General features: G+C 42.2%; 26 protein-coding genes, 1 tRNA gene and 1 pseudogene. 17 read left to right on the forward strand and 11 right to left on the reverse strand.

All coding sequences use genetic code 11. The features are described from left to right. A pseudogene (locus ACP5L5_RS03030) lies at window positions 1-573 on the forward strand (hypothetical protein); the annotation flags it as partial. Window positions 574-1036: 463 nt separating this feature from the next. Here ACP5L5_RS03030 and ACP5L5_RS03035 read toward each other — a convergent pair. Next, window positions 1037-1549 (reverse strand): PaREP1 family protein, encoded by a 513-nt coding sequence (locus ACP5L5_RS03035; protein ID WP_428761517.1) that lies wholly within the window; start codon window positions 1547-1549, stop codon window positions 1037-1039. Between the two features lie 102 nt (window positions 1550-1651). Here ACP5L5_RS03035 and tsaA point away from each other — a divergent pair, with 102 nt between their 5' ends. Next, window positions 1652-2158 carry a tRNA (N6-threonylcarbamoyladenosine(37)-N6)-methyltransferase TrmO gene (gene tsaA / locus ACP5L5_RS03040; protein ID WP_428761519.1) on the forward strand — a complete coding sequence of 169 codons (507 nt, stop codon included), beginning with the start codon at window positions 1652-1654 and terminating at the stop codon, window positions 2156-2158. Window positions 2159-2354: 196 nt separating this feature from the next. Here tsaA and ACP5L5_RS03045 read toward each other — a convergent pair whose 3' ends face one another. Next, entirely contained in the window at window positions 2355-2645 is a 291-nt protein-coding gene (locus tag ACP5L5_RS03045) for a hypothetical protein (protein WP_013603533.1), read from the reverse strand. 278 nt (window positions 2646-2923) lie between these two features. Between ACP5L5_RS03045 and ACP5L5_RS03050 the strand changes: the two genes are divergently transcribed. The 3 genes from ACP5L5_RS03050 (at window position 2924) to ACP5L5_RS03060 (ending at window position 6593) form a co-directional block, all read left to right on the forward strand. Next, entirely contained in the window at window positions 2924-4813 is a 1890-nt protein-coding gene (locus ACP5L5_RS03050; protein WP_428761521.1) for a 2-oxoacid:ferredoxin oxidoreductase subunit alpha, read from the forward strand. Continuing rightward, on the forward strand, window positions 4803-5753 hold the full coding sequence (locus ACP5L5_RS03055; protein ID WP_428761523.1) for a 2-oxoacid:ferredoxin oxidoreductase subunit beta: 951 nt from the start codon (window positions 4803-4805) through the stop codon (window positions 5751-5753). Before ACP5L5_RS03050 ends, ACP5L5_RS03055 begins: the two co-directional genes overlap by 11 nt. A 75-nt stretch (window positions 5754-5828) precedes the next feature. Next, complete coding sequence (locus ACP5L5_RS03060; protein WP_013603530.1) at window positions 5829-6593, forward strand: ATPase domain-containing protein; 765 nt, start codon at window positions 5829-5831, stop codon at window positions 6591-6593. Between the two features lie 27 nt (window positions 6594-6620). Here ACP5L5_RS03060 and ACP5L5_RS03065 read toward each other — a convergent pair whose 3' ends face one another. After that, window positions 6621-7685, reverse strand: coding sequence for an inositol-3-phosphate synthase (locus ACP5L5_RS03065; protein ID WP_428761525.1), 1065 nt, complete (start codon window positions 7683-7685; stop codon window positions 6621-6623). Window positions 7686-7732: 47 nt separating this feature from the next. After that, on the reverse strand, window positions 7733-8221 hold the full coding sequence (locus ACP5L5_RS03070) for a hypothetical protein (RefSeq protein ID WP_048056780.1): 489 nt from the start codon (window positions 8219-8221) through the stop codon (window positions 7733-7735). A 63-nt stretch (window positions 8222-8284) separates the two neighbouring features. On the opposite strand from ACP5L5_RS03070, the gene tmk reads away from it, so the two are divergent. Beyond that, window positions 8285-8884, forward strand: coding sequence for a dTMP kinase (gene tmk, locus ACP5L5_RS03075; RefSeq protein WP_013603527.1), 600 nt, complete (start codon window positions 8285-8287; stop codon window positions 8882-8884). A gap of 28 nt (window positions 8885-8912) precedes the next feature. Then, window positions 8913-9896 (forward strand): cyclic pyranopterin monophosphate synthase MoaC, encoded by a 984-nt coding sequence (locus tag ACP5L5_RS03080; protein WP_428761527.1) that lies wholly within the window; start codon window positions 8913-8915, stop codon window positions 9894-9896. On the opposite strand, the gene ACP5L5_RS03085 is transcribed toward ACP5L5_RS03080, so the two are convergent. Beyond that, complete coding sequence (locus ACP5L5_RS03085) at window positions 9893-10582, reverse strand: nucleotidyltransferase family protein (RefSeq protein WP_428761529.1); 690 nt, start codon at window positions 10580-10582, stop codon at window positions 9893-9895. The genes ACP5L5_RS03080 and ACP5L5_RS03085 overlap by 4 nt on opposite strands. Before the next feature lie 97 nt (window positions 10583-10679). Between ACP5L5_RS03085 and ACP5L5_RS03090 the strand changes: the two genes are divergently transcribed. The 4 genes from ACP5L5_RS03090 to ACP5L5_RS03105 all read left to right on the forward strand — a co-directional run bounded on the left by ACP5L5_RS03090 (window position 10680) and on the right by ACP5L5_RS03105 (window position 14613). Beyond that, window positions 10680-11357, forward strand: a complete 678-nt coding sequence (locus ACP5L5_RS03090) for a 3,4-dihydroxy-2-butanone-4-phosphate synthase (RefSeq protein ID WP_013603524.1) — start codon at window positions 10680-10682, stop codon at window positions 11355-11357. A 259-nt stretch (window positions 11358-11616) separates the two neighbouring features. Continuing rightward, complete coding sequence (locus tag ACP5L5_RS03095) at window positions 11617-11808, forward strand: chromatin protein Cren7 (protein WP_013603523.1); 192 nt, start codon at window positions 11617-11619, stop codon at window positions 11806-11808. Between the two features lie 468 nt (window positions 11809-12276). After that, window positions 12277-13662, forward strand: a complete 1386-nt coding sequence (locus ACP5L5_RS03100; RefSeq protein WP_428761531.1) for an MFS transporter — start codon at window positions 12277-12279, stop codon at window positions 13660-13662. Between the two features lie 198 nt (window positions 13663-13860). After that, a complete protein-coding gene (locus ACP5L5_RS03105) occupies window positions 13861-14613 on the forward strand; it encodes a class I SAM-dependent methyltransferase (RefSeq protein ID WP_428761533.1) in 753 nt (250 codons plus the stop codon). Window positions 14614-14694: 81 nt separating this feature from the next. On the opposite strand, the gene ACP5L5_RS03110 is transcribed toward ACP5L5_RS03105, so the two are convergent. Beyond that, window positions 14695-14771: transfer RNA gene (locus tag ACP5L5_RS03110), tRNA-Arg, on the reverse strand. A gap of 274 nt (window positions 14772-15045) precedes the next feature. Beyond that, the gene (locus tag ACP5L5_RS03115; RefSeq protein WP_428761535.1) at window positions 15046-15180 is read right to left on the reverse strand and encodes a hypothetical protein; all 135 of its coding nucleotides are present in this window, start codon (window positions 15178-15180) and stop codon (window positions 15046-15048) included. Between the two features lie 135 nt (window positions 15181-15315). Here ACP5L5_RS03115 and ACP5L5_RS03120 point away from each other — a divergent pair, with 135 nt between their 5' ends. Further along, window positions 15316-16782: a hypothetical protein gene (locus ACP5L5_RS03120; RefSeq protein ID WP_428761536.1), complete on the forward strand. Its 1467-nt coding sequence runs from the start codon at window positions 15316-15318 to the stop codon at window positions 16780-16782. 216 nt (window positions 16783-16998) lie between these two features. Here the strand turns inward: ACP5L5_RS03120 and ACP5L5_RS03125 are convergent, their stop codons facing one another. Both ACP5L5_RS03125 and ACP5L5_RS03130 read right to left on the reverse strand, forming a co-directional pair. Continuing rightward, complete coding sequence (locus ACP5L5_RS03125) at window positions 16999-17481, reverse strand: hypothetical protein (RefSeq protein WP_428761538.1); 483 nt, start codon at window positions 17479-17481, stop codon at window positions 16999-17001. A gap of 43 nt (window positions 17482-17524) precedes the next feature. After that, window positions 17525-18586 carry a TIGR04084 family radical SAM/SPASM domain-containing protein gene (locus ACP5L5_RS03130; protein ID WP_428761539.1) on the reverse strand — a complete coding sequence of 354 codons (1062 nt, stop codon included), beginning with the start codon at window positions 18584-18586 and terminating at the stop codon, window positions 17525-17527. A 76-nt stretch (window positions 18587-18662) separates the two neighbouring features. On the opposite strand from ACP5L5_RS03130, the gene ACP5L5_RS03135 reads away from it, so the two are divergent. The 4 genes from ACP5L5_RS03135 to ACP5L5_RS03150 all read left to right on the forward strand — a co-directional run bounded on the left by ACP5L5_RS03135 (window position 18663) and on the right by ACP5L5_RS03150 (window position 22165). Beyond that, complete coding sequence (locus tag ACP5L5_RS03135) at window positions 18663-19844, forward strand: DUF1512 domain-containing protein (protein ID WP_428761540.1); 1182 nt, start codon at window positions 18663-18665, stop codon at window positions 19842-19844. A gap of 39 nt (window positions 19845-19883) precedes the next feature. Continuing rightward, entirely contained in the window at window positions 19884-20210 is a 327-nt protein-coding gene (locus ACP5L5_RS03140; RefSeq protein WP_428761542.1) for a hypothetical protein, read from the forward strand. A 65-nt stretch (window positions 20211-20275) separates the two neighbouring features. Continuing rightward, window positions 20276-21565: an asparagine--tRNA ligase gene (gene asnS / locus ACP5L5_RS03145; protein WP_428761544.1), complete on the forward strand. Its 1290-nt coding sequence runs from the start codon at window positions 20276-20278 to the stop codon at window positions 21563-21565. Between the two features lie 21 nt (window positions 21566-21586). Continuing rightward, complete coding sequence (locus ACP5L5_RS03150) at window positions 21587-22165, forward strand: adenylate kinase family protein (RefSeq protein WP_428761546.1); 579 nt, start codon at window positions 21587-21589, stop codon at window positions 22163-22165. Here ACP5L5_RS03150 and ACP5L5_RS03155 read toward each other — a convergent pair. Both ACP5L5_RS03155 and ACP5L5_RS03160 read right to left on the reverse strand, forming a co-directional pair. Then, on the reverse strand, window positions 22162-22563 hold the full coding sequence (locus ACP5L5_RS03155; RefSeq protein WP_428761548.1) for a hypothetical protein: 402 nt from the start codon (window positions 22561-22563) through the stop codon (window positions 22162-22164). The two genes, ACP5L5_RS03150 and ACP5L5_RS03155, sit on opposite strands and share 4 nt — an antisense overlap. Window positions 22564-22622: 59 nt before the next feature. Beyond that, on the reverse strand, window positions 22623-23897 hold the full coding sequence (locus ACP5L5_RS03160; RefSeq protein WP_428761550.1) for an SLC13 family permease: 1275 nt from the start codon (window positions 23895-23897) through the stop codon (window positions 22623-22625). 218 nt (window positions 23898-24115) lie between these two features. Between ACP5L5_RS03160 and cobS the strand changes: the two genes are divergently transcribed. Further along, window positions 24116-24886, forward strand: coding sequence for an adenosylcobinamide-GDP ribazoletransferase (cobS, locus tag ACP5L5_RS03165; RefSeq protein ID WP_428761552.1), 771 nt, complete (start codon window positions 24116-24118; stop codon window positions 24884-24886). Window positions 24887-24907 lie beyond the last annotated feature (21 nt).

Raw genomic sequence — 24907 nt, forward strand, 5'->3', positions numbered from 1 at the left:
CAAGAGCCTGTGTCTCAAACGTGCACCACGAGCTACAGCATAGGACTGACCGTAGGTTACACAGCGAGCGGTCCCTCACCGTCTGAGACGCAGATGATAACATTCACGTGCCTAAGGGATCAAATAATCCTAGACCCAGGTGAGACCGCGGCTACCTCCACTCAGATAGGTCCGGTAATAAACAATACCTGGATCATGGAGCCTACCTCACAAGCGGCGGCCACGGTACAAAACACCCTAGCCACGGACAGCTGGGGCGCGGCATACATGGGCCCTGCCAATGAGCCTGCACCGACTTACTACTACATACCCGCTGGCGTCTCTGCCCTCGTGGAGTATCCTAACGGTGTATGCGTGCTCCCAGGCCCGCTGGGGCCCATTATCGTTCCAGGTAATGATTATGAGCACGTAATTTATGACATAGCTTGGGAGGTTATTAACAACGTTGGTCCACTGAGCTCAAGCTCGGGTGCTGTGGTAATGATGCCGCCAGGCTATAACCCGAACCAACCCGGCTGGAGTTACACAAGCAACGGCTTCTACATATACCAATACTGTACGCCAACGTGGTAGTGCCAAAACCGTTTGGCAATGCTCGCGCTTAATCAAAATTAAACCTCTCCGCCTTTTTCTCCCTAATCTTCATTACTATGGTGAAACTTTGATGAGTGCGTAATGAAACTGGGGTGCGTATAAGCTCGCACTGTCAATGATAAAGCCATGGTCTCCGCAGTATGGTAGGTCCCAGGTCTATTGGGAGTATGTTTAACTTGAGCGACTGGCTCATTCAATGGCTAAGTTAGCCGCCGAGGTGCTCTTCCCAGTCCCTTGAACCGCTAAGTAATGCCGAGGCAACACCTCGATAAGCCATACACAATCACGCCATCAAGCCTGCAGCACCGGCCAAGCATGGAAACCAATGGCAGTATACAGACTCATTAATAGCCAAGGGGCATGAGGGTTGCCTAAAATTAACCAACGGCCTAAATCCCCTTTGTCATTGGTTTTAGGTTAGTCCTTAAGAGGTCGGAGCTTATTAGGACGGCGGTGAAGGCGACCCAAGTCCTGAGCCATATATTAAGCTTAGCAATTTCCTGCCTCCCTCAATGATCGCCGTTATGTCCTGCCTAACCATGTCAAGATCTAAATAGCGACTGAGAACGCCCTCCTTATCTAATCCGTTGTATTGAAATTCATGGATATCAAGCGCCAACTCTGTCAGCAGTACCACATCATTGCCATACCTAGACCTTAGCAGTGCGGCAACCTTCTTCATATGCGTCGTAGGCATTACGGCTATAATAAAATCAACAGCCTCAACCCTAATCCTCTCCCGGAGCCTAACAACACCCCTAAACTCGCTCGCCAACTCGTTACGGGAATTCGCGGCCAAGACCGCCAGGGTTGCTTTCCAACCCTGAAAGGCCTTACCGGCCGCATTCCTATAAAGGCTGTTTTCCAGGAACTTCTCGGCCAGTTCGAATCCGTAAAGTGCCTCCTTAATTCTAGCCTCTATGTACTTATTTAGGTCCTTCCAGGGATGCGCCATAGATTCCACGCCACATTAAGTGCGTAGGGAAATATATACCTTAACAATAAATCGAGGTAGCCCTTCACAAAGGTTTATTTCAGTTTACGCTTAACCAATTCAATGGTTGGGTTCGTGTTTAAACCCATTGGTTATGTGGAGGTGGGTTTTCCAAGGCCTGATGAGCCTGATAGAAGTAAATACAGGACTAGGTATGACTTTATTGGTGTTGTTCGTGTTTATGATGAGTACGTTGATGGACTACACGGTTTGGATGAGTACTCACACGTAATCCTGGTCTACGTATTCCATGAGCAAAGGGAGGTGAGGTTAAGGGTTAAATTGAAAGGTACAGATAAGGAGGTTGGCATATTCGCAACGAGATACCCAATGCGGCCAAACCCGATAGGCGTATCAGTGCTTGAGCTCGTAAAAATCAAGCCACCACGCCTATGGCTCAAGGGCCTTGATGCATGGACTGGCGCTCCCATAATCGATATTAAGCCGTATGATTATTACGACATCGTTAAAAAACCAAAAGTTCCTAGGGAGTTTGAGGATGAGTGGGTTAGGAGTTACGTTGAGAAGAAGTATGGTGAGAAGGTTCCGTGGCTTGGCCCATGTTTTTAAAGCCTTAAGGGTTATTAATCTCATGATGTATTACCTTATTGATAAATCACGTATGGATTAATGCTAGGATTGACAGTGTTGATTTGAGTAGGGTTGTTGAGGTTAGGGCCTTGGTTGATACTGAGACAGGAGTTAAGTAACGTGTGTAAGGTTTCTCAGGATTGATTTTTAATTGAATTTTAATACAGAATCCTTCCTAACTAACCATTGGCGTTTCCTCGGGTGCGACTTCGTCAGGCATGAATCTATTAGTTAATACGTGACCCTTTCTCAAATGTTCAAGCGCCTCATTTAGGTCAAAGATTGGGTGTTTACAGTCTATGCAGTAAACCCAGCCAAATGTTGATAGTGTCTCCTTTAGCCGATGCTCGGCATCCTTTGAGAAATGACTATACTTAGCCCCATCATCCTTCGTGACTATGTGATCCTTAAAGTAACCAAACCACGTGTGAATAGCGTGGGGTATGAACTCCTCGCTCTCGCCCATTAATTATTTACAAAGTAAAGAAGTGTTTAAGCTTTTATTAAGAAATTTTTCAATATTTACAGAATTTCTTCATAAGATATTTATTATTATTACCTAATTTAAAAGAATATTATTCATTAAATAGCGGATATTTTTATTAATTATTTTTAAATTATCTATGTCAATTTAAAATAATTAATAATTAACAAATCTATTCTAACTGATAATTAAAGGATTCTTTTTATACTAGGTATTGACGAGCTCTTGATAAGTATGGCGTGCATAGTGGGTGATACAATATGAATGAGTTAAAGTACGTTATCGGGGGTCCTCAAGGAGGTGGGCTGGAGACCACGTCTGAGATACTTTCGTGGGCCTTTGCGAGGTCTGGTTATGGCATTATTTCTGACAGGGAGTACTTCTCGAATATTAAGGGTAGGCATAGTTATGTTCATGCCACGGTATCGGCTATTGAATTACCTAAACACCTTAGTTATCCCGTTGATATTGTAGCTGCCATGGATGCGGAGACCGTGTTCACGCATCTTAGTGATCTTAGGGATGGCGGTTACTTGATCTATAATAGTGATGATGACTCCATAAACTACACCAACATACCAAGTATGGAAAGGGATTTGAGGGATAGATTGAGTGCTCAATTTAAGGAGCTTGGCCTTGATGGTACCGTGAAATCCATTGTTAAGTACCTACAGAATAGTAGGAAGATTCGCATCGTCGCCCTCAGTTTTAAGGAGCTCCTCATGGAGATACAGAAACGCGAGGGCATAGTACCATCACAAGCCTCTAGGTACATAAGTACGATACTTGTTGGTGCCGTTGCCGCAATAACGGATATCAGTGAGGAGAGCCTTGACTACAGTCTCAGGAGAAGATTCACTAGGGAGGATGTCTATAGGCATAATAGGGCGATGGCACGGATAGTAATAGACCTAGTCAAGGGTCAATTCGGTTCTGAGTTAAAGCTTGAACAACCAAGAATGGGCATTAAGGAGATCCTAATTGCCAGCGGTAATGATGCAATAGCCATGGCTAAGATAGTGACTGGGGTCAGGTTTCAGGCATATTACCCAATCACGCCTGCAGCCGATGAGAGCTTCACACTTGAGGAATACGAAACATTAGGCGGTGAGGGTTCCGTAGTAGTATTTCAGACGGAGGATGAGTTAGCCGCAATAAACGCCGCGATAGGCGCTGCCCTGACTGGTACAAGGAGTTCAGTAGCTACGAGTGGCCCTGGTTTCGACTTAATGGTTGAAGGACTTGGTTGGGCCGGGCAAAATGAGGTTCCTGTGGTAGTCACTTACTATCAAAGGGGTGGACCATCAACTGGTCAACCTACGAGGGGTGGCCAGAGTGATCTATTATCATCAGTATTTGCATCACATGGTGAGTATCCAAGGATTGTACTTGCATCTGGTGATCATGAGGAGGCCTTTTATGATGCAATAGATGCATTTAATTATGCCGAGACTTACCAAGTACCTGTTATACACCTGGTCGATAAGTTCCTAGCCAACACAATAGCAACAATACCAATGCCCAACCTGGACAATGTGAGAATAACAAGGGGCGTATTGGCACCAAGGGGGCTCAAGGAATATAAGAGGTTTGATCTATCTAATGCGGTATCACCAAGGGCATTCCTAGGTGATTATGTGATGTGGTATGCGGGTGATGAGCATGATGAGTATGGGCACATTGATGAAGATCCAATTAATAGGATTAGGATGTTTGATAAAAGAATGAAGAAGCTCGACATTATAGAGAGGGATATATCTGAGGAAAGGAGGTATGCGTACTTCGGGCCTGAAAAACCTGACCTACTATTGATTGGTTGGGGCTTTGTTAAGGGCGTGGCTACTAAGGCTGTTTATGAATTAAATGAGAAGGGAATAAAGGCTGGTTACTACCATATTAGGACGTTCATACCATTTCCAAGGAATTCACTTATTAAGTTCGCCAATGAAATCGGTGCAAATAACCTAATTGCTGTGGAGCATAATTACATGGCGCAAGCATCAAAGCTAGTCACTATGAATACAGGAATAATAATCAACAAGTCAATTGTTAAGTACACGGGGAGACCCATGTATGTCCATGAATTAATTAATGCAGTGAGGAACGTATTAAAGGGTAGTACAAGGGAGGTGGTGAGTTATGGAGCGTAAGATAAAGCTAACAATGAATGATTACAAGACCAACGTTTGGGTTGATTGGTGCCCTGGATGCGGCAACTTCGGAATACTCTCAGCCATGTATCAAGCCTTTACCGACCTACAGCTTGAGCCTGAGAAAACCGTGGTTGTCTCCGGAATAGGTTGTTCAGGGAAGACACCGCACTTCATAAATGTGACGGGTGTTCATACACTACATGGTAGGGCATTACCCTATGCCGAGGGCATTAAGCTGGCTAATCCTGACTTGACTGTGGTGGTTAATGTAGGTGATGGTGATTTACTGGGTATTGGTGCAGCTCACTTCGTAGCGCTGGGTAGGAGGAATGCGGATTTAGTTGTTATAATGCATGATAATACGGTTTATGGCCTAACAAAGGGGCAAGCGAGTCCAACATTGACAAGGAATTTACAGCCAAAGGCACTACCTAAGCCTAATATCCAGGACGCAGTTAATCCAATAGGTCTTGCCATTGCCTCTGGCTATACGTTCATAGCCAGGAGTTATGCGGCTAGGGTTCAGCACCTTAAGGAGATTATTAAGAAGGCAATACTCCATAAGGGTTCAGCGTTCATTGACGTTTTGCAACCTTGCGTGACTTATGACAATATACACACGTATGATTACTATAACAAGAGGGTTTATGATCTACAGGAGGAGGGTTGGGACCCAGTTGTGAAGAGCCCAGAGGAGTTACCGCAGAAGGCTTCCCAGGCCTTGGTTAAGTCGTATGAGGGTGATGGTAGGATACCCATCGGTATATTCCTAATAAACCCGAACGTACCAACATTCGAGGAGAGATATTCACAGAGGTTGCCCAATTACTTAAAGATACCGCCTTCCAGAGAGTCCATTGAGGCTGATGGCAAGCCCATAATAACTACTGAGAAGTTTAAGGAGTTGTTTAGGAAGTACGTAATAGAGCTCAAATAATGGAAGTACCAGGTTTAATGTGAATTTAAAATAGTGTCCGCAATCTTTATAACTCTGGACAATGTTATTGACCCAATGTCATTATACTACGATTTAATTCCAACAGGAATTCCAGGGCTTGATGAAGCACTTGGAGGTGGGTTGATTAGAGGTAGAACGTACTTAATAAGTGGTGAGACTGGTACTGGCAAGACCCTATTGTCATTGTCCTTCCTGATCGATGGTATTTATAAGTATGGTGAACCTGGCATTTATGTTTCAGTTGATGAAACTTACGATCAGTTAATGAACGGTGTTAAAAGGTTCGGTTGGGATCTTGAAGCGCTTAGGGAACAGGGTTATCTAGAGGTCTTAATACCCGAGATGGATATTATTGAGAAGATTAGGGAGAAGGACCCAATAACGATTGCTAAGTCCCTTGTCTACACAATAGCTGATTATGCAAAATCCCTTGATGCCCAGAGACTTGTTATTGACCCAATAGCTCCATTGGTTACCCTTGAGAAGGATGTCCAGGTACTTAGGGAGTACATTAGGGCCTTGGTTATGGGAATTGAGAGAGAGGTTGGCGTTACGACGATAATAACCACGGAAATACCCACGGGAGCTAGGGTTATTTCTAGGTATGGAGTTGAGGAATTCCTGGCGGCTGGTGTGTTTGTAATGGGATTAGCCCAAACAACAGAGGGTGATTTCAAGAGGTACCTATTCATTAGGAAGATGAGGTGGCAGGCAGTGCAACCAACAATACTCGAAGTTGATATACAACCAAAGGTGGGTGTTATCGTCAAGGGCCCACTCAAGGATGTTCATATACCATTTTACGCATTAATGATTTAATAGGGGTTTTTAGTCAGTATTTGATTTTTATCTATTACGCTTACCTTCGAGAAACTCCACGAGCCATTGATAAGCAACGTCTGGTGGCGCATGAACTGGCGGGTTCTTGAAGGCCCAGGCTGATAGGCTAATTAATGGCCCACCTACTTCTCTATCCATTGCCACCTTCACGGTCCTAACAATATCAATCATGACACCTGCATTGTTGAATGGGTCATAAACTTCCAGGTCAACTCTTATCCTGATTGGTACATTGGCAAACCCACGGGCTTCAATGAACATATGCGCTATTTTCCTACTACCAAGGAACTTTATGTAGGCCACTGGCGATATATACGCATCGAAGTCTTCACCCTCAGCCATTCTCTTTACAGCCTCCGTCTTAGTCTTCTCCTTCTGGCCTTTCCTATACATTAAATTCAGGAAGTCTGGTGTACCACCAACGTTCAATTGATACGTACCCTCAATCCTAACACCCCTCAATGCAAGTAGCCTAATTATGGTCTTATGAAGCACCGTAGCACCTACCTGATTCTGAACATCATCACCAGCAAGTGGTAGTTTAGCCTTTTCGAATTTCTTCTGCCATTCCCTAGACGTTGCTATTACGGAGGGCATTGCATTCACAAACGCAGTTCTACTCCTTAGGGCCGCCTCCGCATAGGCCTCACTGGCTCTTTGGGCACCAGTGGGTAGATAGTTAATGAGAACATGGGCATTGGTACTTTCTAACTCTCTAATAATATCTTCAATGGAACCCTCCGTAATCGGTATGAAGGAATTCCTTAATTGCTCAGCAATGCCATCAAGTAATGGACCAGCTCTAACAATCACACCTAACTTACCAACCTCAATGACCTTAAGTGCATTATTTGGCTCCGCGAATATGGCCTCACCGAGGTCCTTACCGACTTTACGTGAGTCGACGTCAAAGGCCGCAACAACCTTTATGTCTCTTGGTTCATATGGCCCAATGCGTGAAAACGCAAGCCCCACGGGTTCTACCTCCATCTCGCAATACTTAAGTCCTTGAACGAAGGCTGAGGCCGTATTGCCCACACCGGCTATTGCGACGTTGATATTAGATTTCATTGCTCACGTAATATTAACAGCTATTAATAAAGGTTTCTCCCGATCAATTACTTACTCTTTAATACTGCACCCAATATCAGGAGAATTATACCAACAATGATAAGGCCTATACTAATAATTGTGGATAGGGCAAGGGGCATCAGTGTATTGATGTTAATGGCACCATACGTGTAATAAACCATGGCATTCTCACTATAATTATTCACTAATGATAATGTACTAGGGCTTGCCTCCGGCACATAAATAACCACGTACTGACCCTCAACACTCTCAACCTCCAGTTGTCCGGGCCCTGAGGTAATTACCTGTAACGGCTTTCCTAAAGTATCATTATAAACAACCGTTACTGCAGCGCCAGTCTCATTAGTATTCACTACTATTGATGAACCAGGTGAAATCATGGTTTCATTATGAATCCCAGTAACCAGGGACGCAATACCACTTGTTATGCCCGAACTTAGGTAAATGCCTATGAAGAATATCACTACCCCAAGTATGATGATTACGGCACCCGTTATTAATAATCCCTTCCTCATTAACTTCACAACTTAGATGAATTATTTAAGTAATTCTCACTCTAATGGTTCTTGGCGTTAGTAATGTTCGTAGCTGTTGAGGGGATAGACGGTGTTGGAAAATCAACAGTGATCTCCATGCTAAGGAAAAAACTGGAAAGCAATGGGTATAGGGTATATACTACGGCTGAGCCCAGTCAATCACCCATTGGCAGGTTAATAAGGGATTGGCTCCTTAAGCCAAGTTCAAATGCAGCTCATCCATCAATCTTCGCCCTACTCTTCACGGCTGATAGGGTTCAGCATTACTATGGTGAGGTGAAGCCAAAGCTTGATAGTGGTTATTTAGTCATTACTGAGCGCTACATGGAATCCACACTAGCCTACCAAGGTGCAATGGGGCTACCGCAGGAGTGGTTGATGGAGCTTCACAGGTTCGTACCTAGGCCCGACTTAACAATAATCCTCGACGCGCCCATTGAGACCGTAATAGGTAGGTTGAGTAATAGGCGTGAGCTTGAGGTTTTTGAGGTTAATAAGGAATTCCTCAGTAAGGTTAGGGAATTCCTCCTAAGGCGAGCGTCTACAAATAATTACCCAGTCATTAACGCTGATAGAGACCTGGAGTCCATTGTTAATGATATTTATGAATTAATAATTGATGCATTGAGGAGGGTTATTTAAATAGGCGTAAATGCAGTAAAGCCTTGTTATGACTGTTAGGATGATTGACATCACAAGTAAGGAACCTGTTTATAGGGAGGCCATTGCCACGGGTTTTCTAAGGGTTGATGAGGATACCATGAGCGATTTGATGAAGGTTGGGATTAGCGGCCTTGGTAATGCAGCAGCTATAGCTAAGGTAACGGCTATTAATGCTACGAAGACCGCTTGGAAGTACATACCCCTTCTTCACCCAGTTCCTATTACCTATATAGAGACCAGGGTGCATTATGAGAAGAACGGCATTAGAATGGCTGTACTAGCCAGGACTAGGGCACAAACAGGTGTTGAGATGGATGCATTGTTTGGCTTATTCACGGGCTTACTCGCCGCGTGGAATACCATTAAGGGATGCAGCAGGACCTGCACACCTGAGTGGGTCACGAATTTCATGGGTAAGCAAGTACAGACTTGTGGTTCTAGCCGTGTTGATGGTATGTTCGACATTAGAGTTGTTAGTAAGGTAAAGTCTGAAGAGGGTGTAAATCTATCACTAAGCAACTTCGAAGATAATACAGGTGGCGAACCCGTAGTTACCATGTTCGATGTAACTACTGAACCGACCTATTACGGTGAAGCGTCGGCCAAGGGCTTCATAAGACTTAGAGATAGCACTGTGGAGCTTATCAGGCAGGGTAGGGTAGAGAAGGGTGATGTAATAACTGTTGCCAAGGCAGCGTCAATAATGGCCACTAAAAAGGCCTGGGAGATACTACCCCTCGTGCACCTTAATTACATAACTTATGTTAATGCTGATGTTAAGGTTGTTGAGGATGGTGCTGAGGTTTCCGTCGATACACGTAATGTATCAAACACAGGCTCTGCCATGGAGGCCGTATTCGCCGTTGGCGTGGGCTTATTGACTATCTGGGATATGATTAAGAAATATGAGAAGGATGAAAATGGTCAATATCCATACACAATGATTAAGGAGATTAAGGTACTAAAGGCACTAAAGACACCTGCTGTTTAGGCATAAACCTCCGTTATTATCTTCTCAACCTCCTCCACGTCCTTAACAGTATCAACGGACTTCCAATAAACATCCCTATAAATAACTCCCCTAATCCTCTTTTCGCCCGCTAATTTTGGAAATGCCGTTACCTCAATATCGCCCTTATCAGGCAAGTACTTAAATATGTCCTTAGTGAAGGCATAAACACCAGCATTGATTAAATAATCAAGTAGTGGCTTCTCTCTAAACTCTGTTATGAATCCCTCATGATCAATGTGGACAATGCCGTAGGGGCTTCTCATTGGTACTAGGGCTATCGTTGAAATAATATTACCATTTAACTGCTCTATTAAGGGCCTGATTGAGAGATTCGTTATTATGTCACCATTAAGCACTATAAATGTCTCATCTTCAAGGAACTTCATTGCATTCTTAATGGCGCCACCCGTGCCTAGTGGTTCCTCCTCAACACTATAAAAGAGTCTGACACTATACTTTGATCCATCACCCATTACCTCAAAGACCTTAGTTCTCAGGTAGCCAACGGCAAGGACTACATCCTTAATTCCCTGTCTACTAAGCCACTCAATCTGCCATTGAAGTATTGGCTTACCACCAATCTCAATTAAGGGTTTAGGTCTATCCAACGTTAGAGGTTGAAGCCTTTTACCAAAGCCTCCGGCCAAGATTAATGCCCTAACCATCAATTGAATTGCCAGGTAACCCTATTAATGCATTAAGTGCCATAAACCCAGAATTAAAGTTAAATTTATTAACTTAAACTCTAGGTTTATGGAGCGTATGATCGAGAAAGCCTTGGAATTGTTTAGGCAAGGTAAAATAATATTCATACATGATTCGGACAATAGGGAGAATGAGGTCGATGCAGTAATAAGGGCTGATTATATTACGCCATCAGTAATTACCTGGATGAGAAAGAATGCAGGTGGTTTAATATGCTTTGTAACTGAAGACTCGGTAGGTAAGCAATTAGGCCTTGATTTCATGAGTGATGTTCTTCGCAAAATAGGCTTTGATGGTTTAGTAAAAAGGCCTGGTTATGGTGATGACCCAGCCTTCTCAATATATGTGAACCATGTGGAGACGGTGACGGGTATTAGGGATAGGGATAGGGCATTAACAATTGCGAGACTTGCTGATGTCATTAAAATGATTGAAGAAGGTAGAGTTGCTGATGCTCGTAAGGTATTTTATGGGGAGTTTTATGCGCCGGGGCATGTACCAATACTACTCGGTAGAGTTGGACGTAGATTTGGACATACGGAATTATCTTTAATGTTATCAAAAATGGCTAATACACTACCGGCATTAGTGATTGTTGAGATGCTTAGTGATGATGGTGGTGCATTAAGTAAGGACACGGCTCTTAAGATAGCAAATGCGTTCAATACAGTGCTCGTAAGTGGTGATGAAATAATTAATGAGGCTAAGAAACGTGGGATTATCAACGAGACCTAAGGAAATGATTATTAAGGTTAATGTGAAGTGAGTGATTTATTATGCAATTGAATATATAAGAATAATCGTATTTCTTCACGTATTATTAATACGCCTCTAGCTTGATATTGTTTAATTTCGACTTGTCATAATTATCATAATATTTGATATTAGTAAAGAAACTATGTTAGATTTAGCGTATTGAGGCCGATATATTCGTCCGTTGCATTTCCAAGCGATGTTTTTAAATACTCCCGAATCAGTGAACTCATTGACCAATATGGTATCTCTAGAGGATCTGGCGAGGAAGGAGTATGAGGTTGAGGGTAGGAGGTTGAAGCCTAGTAAGGTTTGGAAGGTGCAGCCTAAGGGTAGGAAGGGCTTTGTAATGGCGTTGTTCAAGACACCAGACGGAAAGACAGTAAGAAAAGTCATAGCCAAAGTAGACGAACAAGGAAACATAATAACCTAAGCATAAAGTTTTGCATGCTACGGCTCTTAAAAATTTAAAATTAACGTCTTTTCTTTTATTTCTGCCATATTAATACTATGGATTGCTGGTTAGTTTTCGTCAGGGATTGCTCAAGGCCATGCAATTGTTTAAGTGAGCATCCATTAGCATTAAGTTCAAACCCTGGTATTGCAGAGAATGATAACGTAATAATTATTGATGAGGAAATAGTAATACCATGCTGTATAGCTACGGTTAATAAAATCAAGACTTCTCAAATTAATAATACATCAAGGGTATATATTTATTTAAAGAATTGCAGTGCTCTTAATGAATATAATATGAACAAGGTTATGAGGGTTATAAGGTCTATAAATCCTGTAATCACCGTAATAAACATAGATCAAAGTTTATGTGCGATGTATTAATTAAATTGAATATAGAAATGATGATAAAAGTTAAAAATAAAGAAATTGAAGACGTATTCTTATGACGGAATCTAAGGAACAGAAGCAAGCGATTAAGAGGAGCAATGTTAGATGGCTCCTCGTGGCTTTGATGTTTATTGCAATAACGTTTAATTATGCCGATAGAGAGATATGGGTTTTAACCGAGCCTGCTTTCTCGGTATCCTTCGGTTGGTCAAAGTCAGGCGCTCCGTTATCTCATTATGCATTGATGAATATAAGCCTGATACTATTTATATGGTCCTTGGCATACGCAATCTTCAATTTCCCTGGTGGTTGGATTACAGATAAGTTAGGCATAAGGAAGGCCATGGCAACTTTCTTCGGCCTATGGTCAGCATTTACCGCCCTCACAGCATCAACCTTCAACTTCATTTCAATGGCGGTGGTGAGAGGCTTAATGGGTGCATCGGAGGGGCCTGTATGGCCAATAAATTCCAAGGTTAGTAAAAACTGGGCCAGTATAAGAGACCCATCAAAGGCCTTTACATGGGCTGGGTCAGGGCAGGCATTAGGGCCTATAATCGGCTTAGCGGGTGGTGCAGCGTTATATGCATTATGGGGTTGGAGAGGCGTGTTTCTATTCTTCGGTATACTAGGTATATTATTAGCAATTGCTTGGTATGCACTTTCTAGGGATAAGCCTGAGGAGCATCCTTGGGTCAATAAGGCGGAGCTTGATTACATTAGGGAGGGTAAGGCCATGGCTACAGAACCAACGCTTAGATCCAGTGATACATGGAAAATAGCACTCCGTATAGTATTTACGACGCAGGCAGGCATTGGTGTCCTATTAACATTTATATCATTTGGATATATACTTTATACATTCCTATATTGGTTACCCCCGTTAATGTATGGTGAATTCGCTCACTCAGTGACCGCATCAGGTTATTACTCAGCGGCGATAGATATGGCGCTCTTTATTGGTTTCATAGCATCTGGTCCATTTAATGATTGGTTGGTTGCTCGTTATGGTAAAGTAATGGGTAGGAGGCTCGGCTCGATAGTACCCATGTCGTTAATGATAGCAGCGGTTGCATTATCATACTTTACGGGGACTGCCCATGAATTATTACCAACGGCGTTATTGCTTGCGACGGCAGCGGGATTAATGAACTTAACCGTGGGCTCTTATGCCGTTAATGGCTTTGATATAGCACCACCCGGTGTCACGGCTACGGTGTATGGAATATATAACGGAATACTGAATTTAATGGGCGCATTCAACTCAATAATAATAGGATACCTCTTCATTAAATACGGACCATTTGTAGGCTTCACAAGCGCCGTATTCTTTATGGTACTATTCCTAGCAGGCTACCTAGTATTCATTAGAGAAAGCACATGGAAAAGAGCGGTAGATTACGGCTATAAACTAGTACAAACAGCAATAAATAGGGCATGACTTTCAATAAAATTAAAGTGTGAGATTTTCTAAAATTCAATCTTGAATCCCTCAGTTATTAGCCATATGCAGGACATGGTTATGCGAGATTTTGTTATGGTTTATTTCTATTAATTCAATTATTCATAATTAACTAAACTAAATAAAATAAGAAGAAAGGCAAAAATAGTTTTTAAGGTTGCATAAGGCATGTTGATTATGAATGATCAAATGAGATCAGGAATTTACCCACACCAAGATTTGTATAAGGATGCTGAAGTCTATAGTGCCATGTTTTCGTGGGACCCTGCCATAGAGATTAAGTACATTACAAACATTGTAAAGAAGTTTTCCTCAATGAATATCCGTAACTCCGTTTTCCTGGATATTGGATGCGGAACTGGCAGAATAGCTAGAAGGCTATCAGAGCATGCAAGGGGTGTTGTGTGCCTAGATAAGTCCTTCGAGATGCTTATCTATGGTGATGCTGAAGTCATGCGAGTCAATGCAGATATGCTTACCATACCCATCAGAGATAATTCAATCAATGTGGCCTATAACCTGCTAGCAACAATAAACCATTTAAGCTCTCTCGACGATTTGGCTCAGCATATTTCAGAGGTGCATAGAATACTTAAGAATGATGGTCTGTATATAGTAGACCTTGTCTTAGAAGAGCCTCCCTGTATAGGCATGTGTGATGAATGGAATACCAGGTATCGTGACATAGAGTGCATGGCTAGACACTTAGTTGAGTCCGTTCAAGATAATCAATTCATTGAAGTGCTCGAATTAATGTGTGAAAATAAGGTAATCGTTAGGTCCCGGGACGCCCTTTTACTACCAAGGACGAGATCCTTTATCGATAAGGCGTTAGACTCTGGTTTTAAGCAGGTTATATTCCTTAAACCATTTACACTAAAAACCATGAACAAACCACAGGGCAGGGTCTTCGCAGTTTTAATAAAATAGAGGATTTATTCCAGGTTTTCGGTCCAGTGTTGTTAATGTAAACGGCTCGGTCACGGTGTATTTAGGGATAGAACACAGTTTTGGCGGCCCCGGTGGGATTTGAACCCACGACCTACGGCTCCGAAGGCCGCCGCTCTTCCTAGCTGAGCTACGGGGCCTGTTTTATTCCTTCACTTGTGTATTTAGGTTTTTGGTTCGTGTTTTGGGCCTTTTGTTTTTGGTTTCTTGGTGTTTTGGTGTTTATGGTTCTTTACTTACTTCTCGCTTGGCTTCGGCTGTGCTTGCTCTGTGGCCCGTGCGCAGTCACAGGTCTAGCATGATATTGCCCTATTAAGGTGGAGTTAGCGAAGGAGTTAAAAGGGGGACGTTCACCTTAACGGTGTGGGCTGTCCAGGGGTTTGGGCGTTTGGGTTGTGTGGGGTATTGTGTGGGCTATTCAACTTCACTGATCGTGGGTCTACCTACCCATTTGCAAGGTAGTCTCCTGAGGCTCTTCACGTAATCTACGGACGGCATCTCCGTAGGATCGCCAATTGTCGTATCCACAACCAGCCAACTAACAATCATACGAATGAGAGCCTCAATTACGCAATCGATTATTTGCCAGTAAGAGGGCAAGCCGAAACTTTCGCAGAACTCTTTACTTATTTTCTCAATCATACTTAGAAAGTTTTTTAAAGAGCTCATGCATTTGTTTGCTTAATGTCTTCTGCTCAAATAAACGCCGATAAGCCGAGGATTTGTTGGGGTGTTAGGAGGGGCAGGAGGCTTATTTGTGGTGAGCCGGTCACGGATGAAGCCGTTATTGAGGAGGTTCTTGAGCTTGTTGAGGAATTAAAGAGAAGGATTGAGAGGCATAGGGACAATCTCGGGACTGCAGCCTTTATAGACGAGCTCATTGATTTATTGGAGAGGTGGCTTGAGGAGCACAGAAACGACAAGGGTAGGAGGGTTAGGGAGGCCAGGAAGATCGCTAGGAAAATGATCAAGCTACTAAGGAAGCTCAAGAAGAAGTGGGTTGAGGTGTATTGGAGGCAGTTTATGGAGTTGATGGGCTTGCTCGAGAGGAATGCCATAGATATAGTAGTGACTGGCAAAGGTAATGAAAAATCGCTCGTGGTTCACATATACAGTACGGACGTGACTGTCAAGGTGACTAGGGTTGCTAAGAACGGGGGTATCACGATATTCCTAACACTGTCCGAGCTCAAGGGTGACGACGTCAGGGTTTCTAACACCTTCAGTGATGAGGAGTTACTAAAGGCCATCCAACGCGGTTGGGAGATGACGGATGGAGGTATTATGAATGGCCACCCAGCAATGGGTACGAACCAGCCTTGGCAAGTGATTTTGTGGTCACTGTGCTACCCAGGCAAAATCCACGTGCTCATATACGGCATAAACATTAATGAGAATGATGTCTCAGTTAAGTGGTACTTAGTCGCTAAGGACCATGAGGCGAGGTCGAAAGAGGAGGCTGCTAAGGAGGTCAAGAACTTTGACGAGGAGAGGATCAAGGCGTTTCTGGCTCCGGCGGTTTGGGGTGATGGTGAGGTTAATGTTGGTGAGAGGTACGTGAGGTTGATAATTGGCCTCGCCAAATATGAGTTGTGGCTGGGAATTATCGAGAGGTTGATAAACGAGCTGGGCTTCACGATGAAAATAAGGGATTACAAGGCCGAGGTTGCGGTTAATTCGAGTAAAGCCATCAAGCTGGTCAGGGATTGGCTCTCGATGCCAGACATTAGGGAGTTGATTGAGCTTGGCGCCTCTCTGCCAGGCGGTGAGAAGTTGAGGCGAGTAATCGAGATGGCTTCGAAGGAAGTTGAAGAGCTCGGTAGCTCATCAATTGTTATCCCCGGCACAAATATAAGCATGAGCATTGATGTAAAGGGTGATTGTAGGGTTGAGCTTAGGACACATAGAAAGGACAAGAACGAGGCTTTGAAATTGGTCGAGGAGCTCAGGAAGGCTGGCTATAAACCATCTATGTACGTTAGTCGTGGAAACTACATAATCTCAATAACACACGCTAACGTGAGGGACAGCCCATTGAGGGAGCCGGTATGCCAAAAACTGGGCGAATGGCTTGAGGACGAAAAGGACGAGAGGAGGAAGGAACGAATAGCCAAAGCAATGCAAAACCTAAAGTGCTTCGACGAAGCCTAGCCCACCCAAACCCACGGGCCAACAAAACCTAATTTTTCCTTTCCTTACTCAAATTACAAAGAAAAACACGAAGGATTGTGAGTCCGCGGGATTCGAACCCGGAACCTACGAGTTAACAGCCCACCGCTCTACCTGGCTGAGCTACCGAGGTCGGATTATTGTCTTGCTCGTGGTTTTAAGCTTTTGTGGTGTCTTTGGGTTTGAATAATGATGGGATTAATGTTCATTAATTTTGCTTTTTAATGCGTTGTACATTATGGTGATGTCTTTGCTTAGCGGCTTTATTGTTCTCATCAATGTCTCTACTTCAGACAATACTTTCCTTGCCTCCAGATACTCGCCCTTTTGTAGGAGTAGGTTCGCCAGGATTAATTTTAAGCGTAGCAATTCCTCGGTCTCCTGGCCCTTATTTTCCACTTCATTGATTTTATCCTTAAGTTTGTTTATTGCCGTGTCTTCGTTGGCACCTATTACATACGTTTCAAAGCGATGACTATGGTGAGCAGTACCCATATGAAATGACCTGTATATTGCATATGTTATTATCAGTATTATTGCTGTGGGTATTACTGCATAATACATGTAATTTAGGAGGTTCAGTTGAAAGAACGCTATCAAGTCATAGATACCCAGTGCTATCAATGCTACCTTTAGTATTTGCTCTAATTTTGACTTATTCGTGGATGCGATACTCGTCATGGCAGGTGTTATCCTGCGAGCACCTTATAAGCCCTGCCTCATTTTATGGGATAACCTCTGTTGAGTCTAGTATTGGGTCATAAGCAATGTCCTCAGTTTTAATAATGCCATTGTTAATCAGTTCCTTAATTCTCGGGGCTATGGAGAGTACGGCCTTTATGGTCTCCCTTGTTACGTAATCCACGGCTAAGACCCCATCCATACCCCAATACTTCTCACCCTCCATTATTGCGTATAAGCACCGACCGCCGCAGTAGGGCTTATATTCGCATTTCATGCACATTTCTGGTAATTGAATATTCATTAGTTTAAAGCCAGTATTAACATGGCCAAGCACTGACCAATCTTCCCTAACGGCTATTGGGCACGCAAGTACTCTACCGTCTGTTGATACGGCGACCGCTCTATATCCTGCACCGCATGGTGGGCCTTCATACGGCTTGAATAGGTATGCATTTAATATGCCAAGTATTGGTACTATGCCTAACACCCTGCCCTCCTCGGCACTCTTTAAGAATGAACTCACCAGCCTCTTAATACCTGGTAGGTAACTATTATCTGCCCATGCCTTAACATTCCATTTTCTCGTCCATATAACGTTCAATTGCCAGTGAACATATTCAAAGCCGAGATTGAGTAGGTGCATTACATCTTCGTATATGTTGGTTAGCTCTGTAACCGTCATTCTTGCAATGATTCTTTTAACACCTATATTTCTTAAGTAATTGAATGCATTAATAACAGCCCTATAGACACCCCTACCCCTATTTGCATCTGTTACCTCTTCCCTACCATCAATAGATAGTAAGACAACATACATCCTCCTCCAATAATCTCTAGGTAATAAGTTAACGAGAGTACCATTGGTCTGAATGCCAAACCTCTTGGCCTTAACATTATCCATAATCTGCATGATAAAGCGTGGATTAAGTAGGGGCTCACCGCCATAGAATATTACTGTAGCATTTTCATCACCCTCAATTAATTGCTTCACTTTATTAATATCATAAGTTACCTTCCAGGGCACTACATAAGGCTCGAAGGAGCCTCCGCAATACGAGCACTTTAGGTTGCATGCACCCGTTGTGAACAAGAACCATAGCATATGCTAACACCTATTATCAATTCTATTCGCTCATGCTCAGAATGTTTTTAAAACTGGTGTCTGTCATTGCTAATTGATGGTAATACTCACATTATTACAGCAAGTGATATTGCAGATTGGACTTGGAGGTAGTCAGAGTAATGTATGGATTGCTCTAATCTCAAATATTGTGTGGATTGCATTACTAGTGCTATTCTTCTTCCAGGACTATGCAATGATATGGAGGTACTCATATACAGTGGGTAGTTTCCTAACGGGACTTAGTAAATTAATTACCAACAACGTTAATTTAGTGATTGGTCATGTTGATCAACTACTGAAATCAAATGGGTCGTACCAAACCGTTAATAAGAGTTTGGTTGAGAAGACGATACAGGAGCTCATGGAGTTCGTGGTTATAGAGCCCGTGAATACGGAGCCCACTGGATTAATGAGGACGCTTAAGTTATTGGTAACGGCATATAATGAGAAGCTTGAGAGTTCGATAAGGGCATTATTACCAAATGTTGATAGGCCCTTGGTTCAGAATGTTGTTGATGCTGTTGATGGTTTAAGGGAATTGAATTACATATACAAGGTAATAATGCATTACTATAAACTGAGTAATAAATACAAGAATCCCTACCTAATGATGCAGGTCTATATGTTATTGCCAATACTTAAGGAGTACGTTAATGCATTAAATGGTGCAATATCTACGTTCCTTAAGGGGCAACCGGTTGGTGATGCTGCGGGTCCCTTAACGGCCTATAGATTCGTAAGGAGCTGCTCTGATGTTAACGAGCTTACGCATAATATTAAGGATACGTACATAGGACTTTGTAATTTTGAGGGTAGGAAAGTATATGTCATTAAGGCTAGAGGTCCTGGGGGTACGGTTGGTAGTCTTGATGATGGGATAACATACCTAATAGAGAGGGTTGGTGTTAAGCCGAAGATAATAATTACCGTGGATGCGGCTTTAAAACTTGAGGGGGAAAAGACGGGTTCTATTTCTGAGGGTATAGGTGTTGCCATGGGTGGTATTGGCGTTGAGAGGTTTAATATTGAGAGAACAGCCAGTAAGTACGACATACCACTTTATGCAATACTAATTAAGATGAGCCTACCCGAGGCTTTATCGGCAATGCCTAAGGACGTTGAGAGTGCTGTTAATGATGCCGTAGAGAGGATTAAGAGGGTTATTAGGGAGAGCATTAGGGAAGGTGAGGAGGTAATACTAATAGGTGTTGGCAATACTGGCGGTGTTGCCCAGTAAGTTAGTAATTTATTTAAATACTCAGAACCTAACATTACAGTGAGCTTTGAGTATTACTACATAACCTTAATGAGTCTAGTAATTTTCGTAGTGGCATTACTAATTGGATTAATAATGAACAATAGGTACTATAGGGTAATTAAAGAATCACTTACGCAGGCTAGGGAGGCTGAATCAAAGGGACCACTAGCAATTAGCGGTGAGGTTGAGGTTCTAATGTGTCCTCGTTGCGGTTATTCAAAAACAATATCATATAGGTTAGGTGACTATGTTGGTAAGGTTGTCGATGATAAGTGCCCCAATGATGGCGAGAGACTTATTGTTCATGCAATATATTCCTCAAGACCCGCTGAGCAATCATCATAAAGATAAGCTTTATAACTGGTTCTTTATTACCAAACCCGTGACCTATTTTAATAAGTAATAAGGTAATGAGTATAAAAGATGTTTTTAGCCTAAACGAGGGTATTGAGGTCACAATAAGGGGCTGGGTTTACAGGAAGAGGGAGTTAAAGGATAAAGTATTCCTTGTGGTGAGGGATGGTAGTGGGATAATACAGACAGTTATTAGTAAGTCAGATCCGAACCTATTGGATATTGTGTCTAAGTTGAATATGGAGTCGTCATTAGTATTAACGGGTGTTGTTAAGAAGGAGCAGAGAGCTCCTGGTGGCGCTGAAATACATGTTAAGAGCATTAATTGGTACTATGTTGGTTATTCATTCCCTATAAATGAGGATGCCGCTAAGGCCGATAGTGAGTACTTGCTTGATGTTAGGCATTTGTGGGTTAGGAGTAGGAGAATGTGGGCTGTTCTCAGGGTTAGGCATACGGTATTTGGTGCAATACATGAATTCTTCAGGTCCAGGGATTATTATGAAGTTCAAGGACCCATGTTTGTGTCGGCGGCTGTTGAGGGTGGAGCCACACTATTCCCAGTGAAGTACTTTGATAGGGAGGATGTTTATCTAACGCAATCGTCACAGTTCTATCTGGAGATCCTAATATATGCCCTTGAGAGGGTATATACAATCGCACCGAGTTTTAGGGCTGAGTCATCAAGGACAAGGAGACATTTAACTGAGTTTTGGCATGCTGAGGCTGAGGAGGCTTGGTTGCAATTTAATGATTTACTTAATCTACTTGAGGATTTAATAACGTATGTTGTTGATAAGGTTCTTGAGGAGAGGCAGGATGAATTGAAACTATTAAATAGAGACACTAAGGTTCTTGAGAATGTGAAACCACCGTTCTATAGGGTTAGTTATGACGAGGCAATTGAGATTCTCCGGTCTAAGGGATTGAAGATTAAGTGGGGTGATGACATTGGAGCTGATGAGGAGAAGGTATTAACAATGCAGTTTGATAAGCCAATACTTCTTCATCATTTTCCTGAACAGGTAAAGGCATTTTATCACAGGAATGACCCTCAAAGACCTGAAACCACATTAAGTGTAGATGTACTTGCACCTGAGGGCTATGGAGAGATTGTTGGTGGTGGTGAGCGTATTTATGATTACGAGGAGTTACTTAGTAAGATTAAGAAGTTTGGATTAAGACCTGAGGACTATGATTGGTACCTAGACCTAAGGAGGTATGGTTCTGTGCCGCATGCTGGTTTTGGTCTTGGTATTGACAGGCTCGTGATGTGGGTTTGCGGACTTGATCACATTAGAGATGCAGTGCCGTTTCCTAGAGATATAAGGCGTGTTAAGCCATGACCTTAATAAGGAGGAGCTAAAATGGTTCGTTTATTAGTAACTGGTTCTCCTGGTGTTGGTAAGACGACAATAGCCATAGAATTATCAAAGATATATAATGCGCCATTAATTGATGTAGACGAGGTCATAAAGCCCTTACTTAGGTGGGATGATCGATTGCAGACGAATTACATAATTGATGAGACAAAGGCGCGTGACCTAATTATGAGGAAATTAAGTAATTTAGAGTTGTTCATTATTGATACAACCGCTGTGAATTTAATCGATAGGTCATTGGTTGATTGGTGCATTGTACTTAGGCTCAATCCCATTCAATTAATGCAGAGGTTATTAATGAGAGGTTGGCCTCGGTGTAAGGTGATTGAGAATGTGCTTGCTGAGATCGTTGGTTCATCACTAAGTATGGCTATTGATACGTTTGGTAAAGATAGAATCATTGAGGTTGATACGACAAATAAAGGCGTTGGTGAAGTCGTTAGGTACATAGTTGATCATGTGTCAAATGGTATTCCTAATGTTGGGGTTGTTGATTGGTTCGATACGCTTAATACGGATTTACTGATAAGCCTGAGTGAGGAAATGGATAAATGCTTAACCTAGTGGTCCGTGTACTTAATACTCCTCATTAGTCTCTTGATCTCAAACATGAATAGTCTATTCCAACCAATATTCTCAAGTCTCTTAACAATACTCCTAAGTGTACCAGCTCTAAGGCTTACGAGTAGTGCCTTACCAACGCGTTTACCCTGCATGAAGAATCTAATAAGTACGAGTCTCTCATTCTCATACTCAAAGACATAATCCTTAATAGTCTTGTACTTACCAAGTGTGTCTCCAAACTCCTCCTCAGCCATATCAAGGTATGCAGCCAGGTCTGGATCGATCTCCATATACTCAAGTCTATGTAGACCAGAATTCTCAAGGTCGAGGATAGTAACGTCAAGGTCCTTATTAACCTCGAATATGGCAATGCCATAAATACGCATTTCAATCCCCATATCAATGGCATTACTACGCTTTAAAAACATTTTGTCCAATAATTATTGAAAAAACAGAGCTAGAGCGGTACATGTATATAACTTAACCATATATAGTAAATTATGGTGTTTACGATGGTTATGAGTATGCCGTACTTCATGAACTCAAAAAACCCGAATCCCTCACCACCCCTCTTCTCACTTGCTTCGCTTATTATTACATTACTTGCCGCACCAATCAATGTTAGGTTCCCAGCTATTGTGCTTGATGCTGCCAACCCAACCCAAATAATGGAGTTACTTGGTGAAACCCCTAACTCCCTCATTAGTGGTATGTAGAGTGCCACCATAGGCACATTACTAATTACCTGGCTAAGAAGTAGACCCGATATGAAGACGCCTAATAATGTTGTTGGTTGTGGTAAGTAATGAGCCAGTGCATTGAGAACCCCAGATTCGAGTGCGCCTTCACTTACTATAAAGAGGCCTATGAAGAATAATATTGTTGTCCAATCAACATTATGCGCGACGTTCCTTCTATCATTACCACTCAATAGATAAATTATGGCAGCGCCCGTGAATGTTAAGGTTACTGGAGTTAGGTATGGGCTTATGTTAAATATATCTGTTATGAAATAAAGTGGTATTAGTATTAATAATATTGTAATAGCGATATACGCTAGTCTCCTATTAACTAGCAATTCCTCAGGTCTTCTGGTCTCCTCTATCATAACCTCATCATTATCATCACGAAACAACAGCAATAATAATGGGTACATTATTAATGCGTTAATTGCCGTGGGTGGTAATAGGTAAACTGTGAATATAATGAAGGGTTTAGGCATTCCTGATTCTAGCGCTATGAGTAGGTTTTGTGGATTACCGACAGGAAGTGCAACACTACCTATGGTCACGCCAAAGGCTAACGCATATAGTAGCGGCTTTATATTTATCCTTGCCTGTTTCCTCATGGACACTATTACCGGTGTAAATGCGCCAGCAATGCCATCATTTGAGAGAGCAAGTGATAATAAGGCAGATAGCCCAAATATTCTAAGTATTAATTTACCTATGTTACGACTACCAATTAATAATCTGTATGCTAAGTAACTGAAGAATCCACTGACCTCGAGTGCAGATGATATTGTGAATAATGAAATTAGAAATAAAATAACATTAAGATTTATCGAGGATAAGGCCTGGGTAGGTGTTAAGATACCAAGCACAACAGTAAGCGCAGCACCGAGTAACATAGCGGCCCAAGGCTGCACATTAATTCTCCCTATTCCTCTCAGGGCTATTAGGCCATACGTAATCGCTAGTATAACAGCATCCTCTATGAACCGCGTGGGCATCATAACTCATTTAGCGAGTCAATCTACAGTAATATAGGAATAAAAAGCTTTGTTTTTAGTATTAATTAAAGGGATTTTTGATTAGATAAGGTTAATTAGGAAGTTGAATAACGAATTATTGATGATGAGGCTCGAGAGGTTTGATCTAATGATAATAACGCAAACCTTACTGAACCTACTTAAAAAGGGTTGATTTTATGGTAAGTTGGTGGCATTAAGTGGAGGCGGAGGATTTCATTGATGATTTAAGGGCCGTAATTACATTCTTTACCATAGTACCCATCGGTGGTTCTCATGATATTTCAAGGGCATTGAAGAATGCATGGCTGGCAATAATAATCGTACCGCCAATAACGGGATTATTACCCGGCCTTCTTGGTTATTACCTGAGTCTCTTCGTACATAATAATTTACTTACTGCGTCGATCACATACTTATTATTACTCGTTCTCACTGGGCTTAATCACATTGATGGTTTTGCCGACGTGATTGATGCGTTAATGGTTAGGGTATCCATTGAGGATAGGATCAGGATACTTAAGGATCCGCATAGGGGTTCAGCATCGATAGCCATGGTTGTATTATTAATAATAATGGCAATCTCAGCATTAATAAACCTGGCAGGTATTCTATGGCAATCATTGCTCATTGCTGAAATAATGTCTAAATCAACATGTTGCCTTTGCGGCATAATTGGTAAGGAGCCTAGTTATAAGGGATTAGGTTGGCAATTAACAAGGTATAGTAGGGAGAAAGCTCATTTAATAATAATGGCAATAATCATAGGTCTCATAATTACCTACTTATTACTAGGCCCCATTGGTATAGTGATATCCCTAGGATCTATGGCATTAAGTACATTATTATTCATAGCATTACAAAGAAGTTTTGGAGGTGCTGTTGGTGACCTTTATGGCTTTACCCTTGAGATTTCAAGGGTAATTACACTAGTATTAATGGCATCAATAATAATTGTTAACCTTCACTAATGGCTAATATTATAAGCAGTA

The sequence above is a fragment of the Vulcanisaeta sp. genome (genome assembly GCF_049966235.1).
In the GTDB taxonomy this organism is placed as follows: domain Archaea; phylum Thermoproteota; class Thermoprotei; order Thermoproteales; family Thermocladiaceae; genus Vulcanisaeta; species Vulcanisaeta moutnovskia.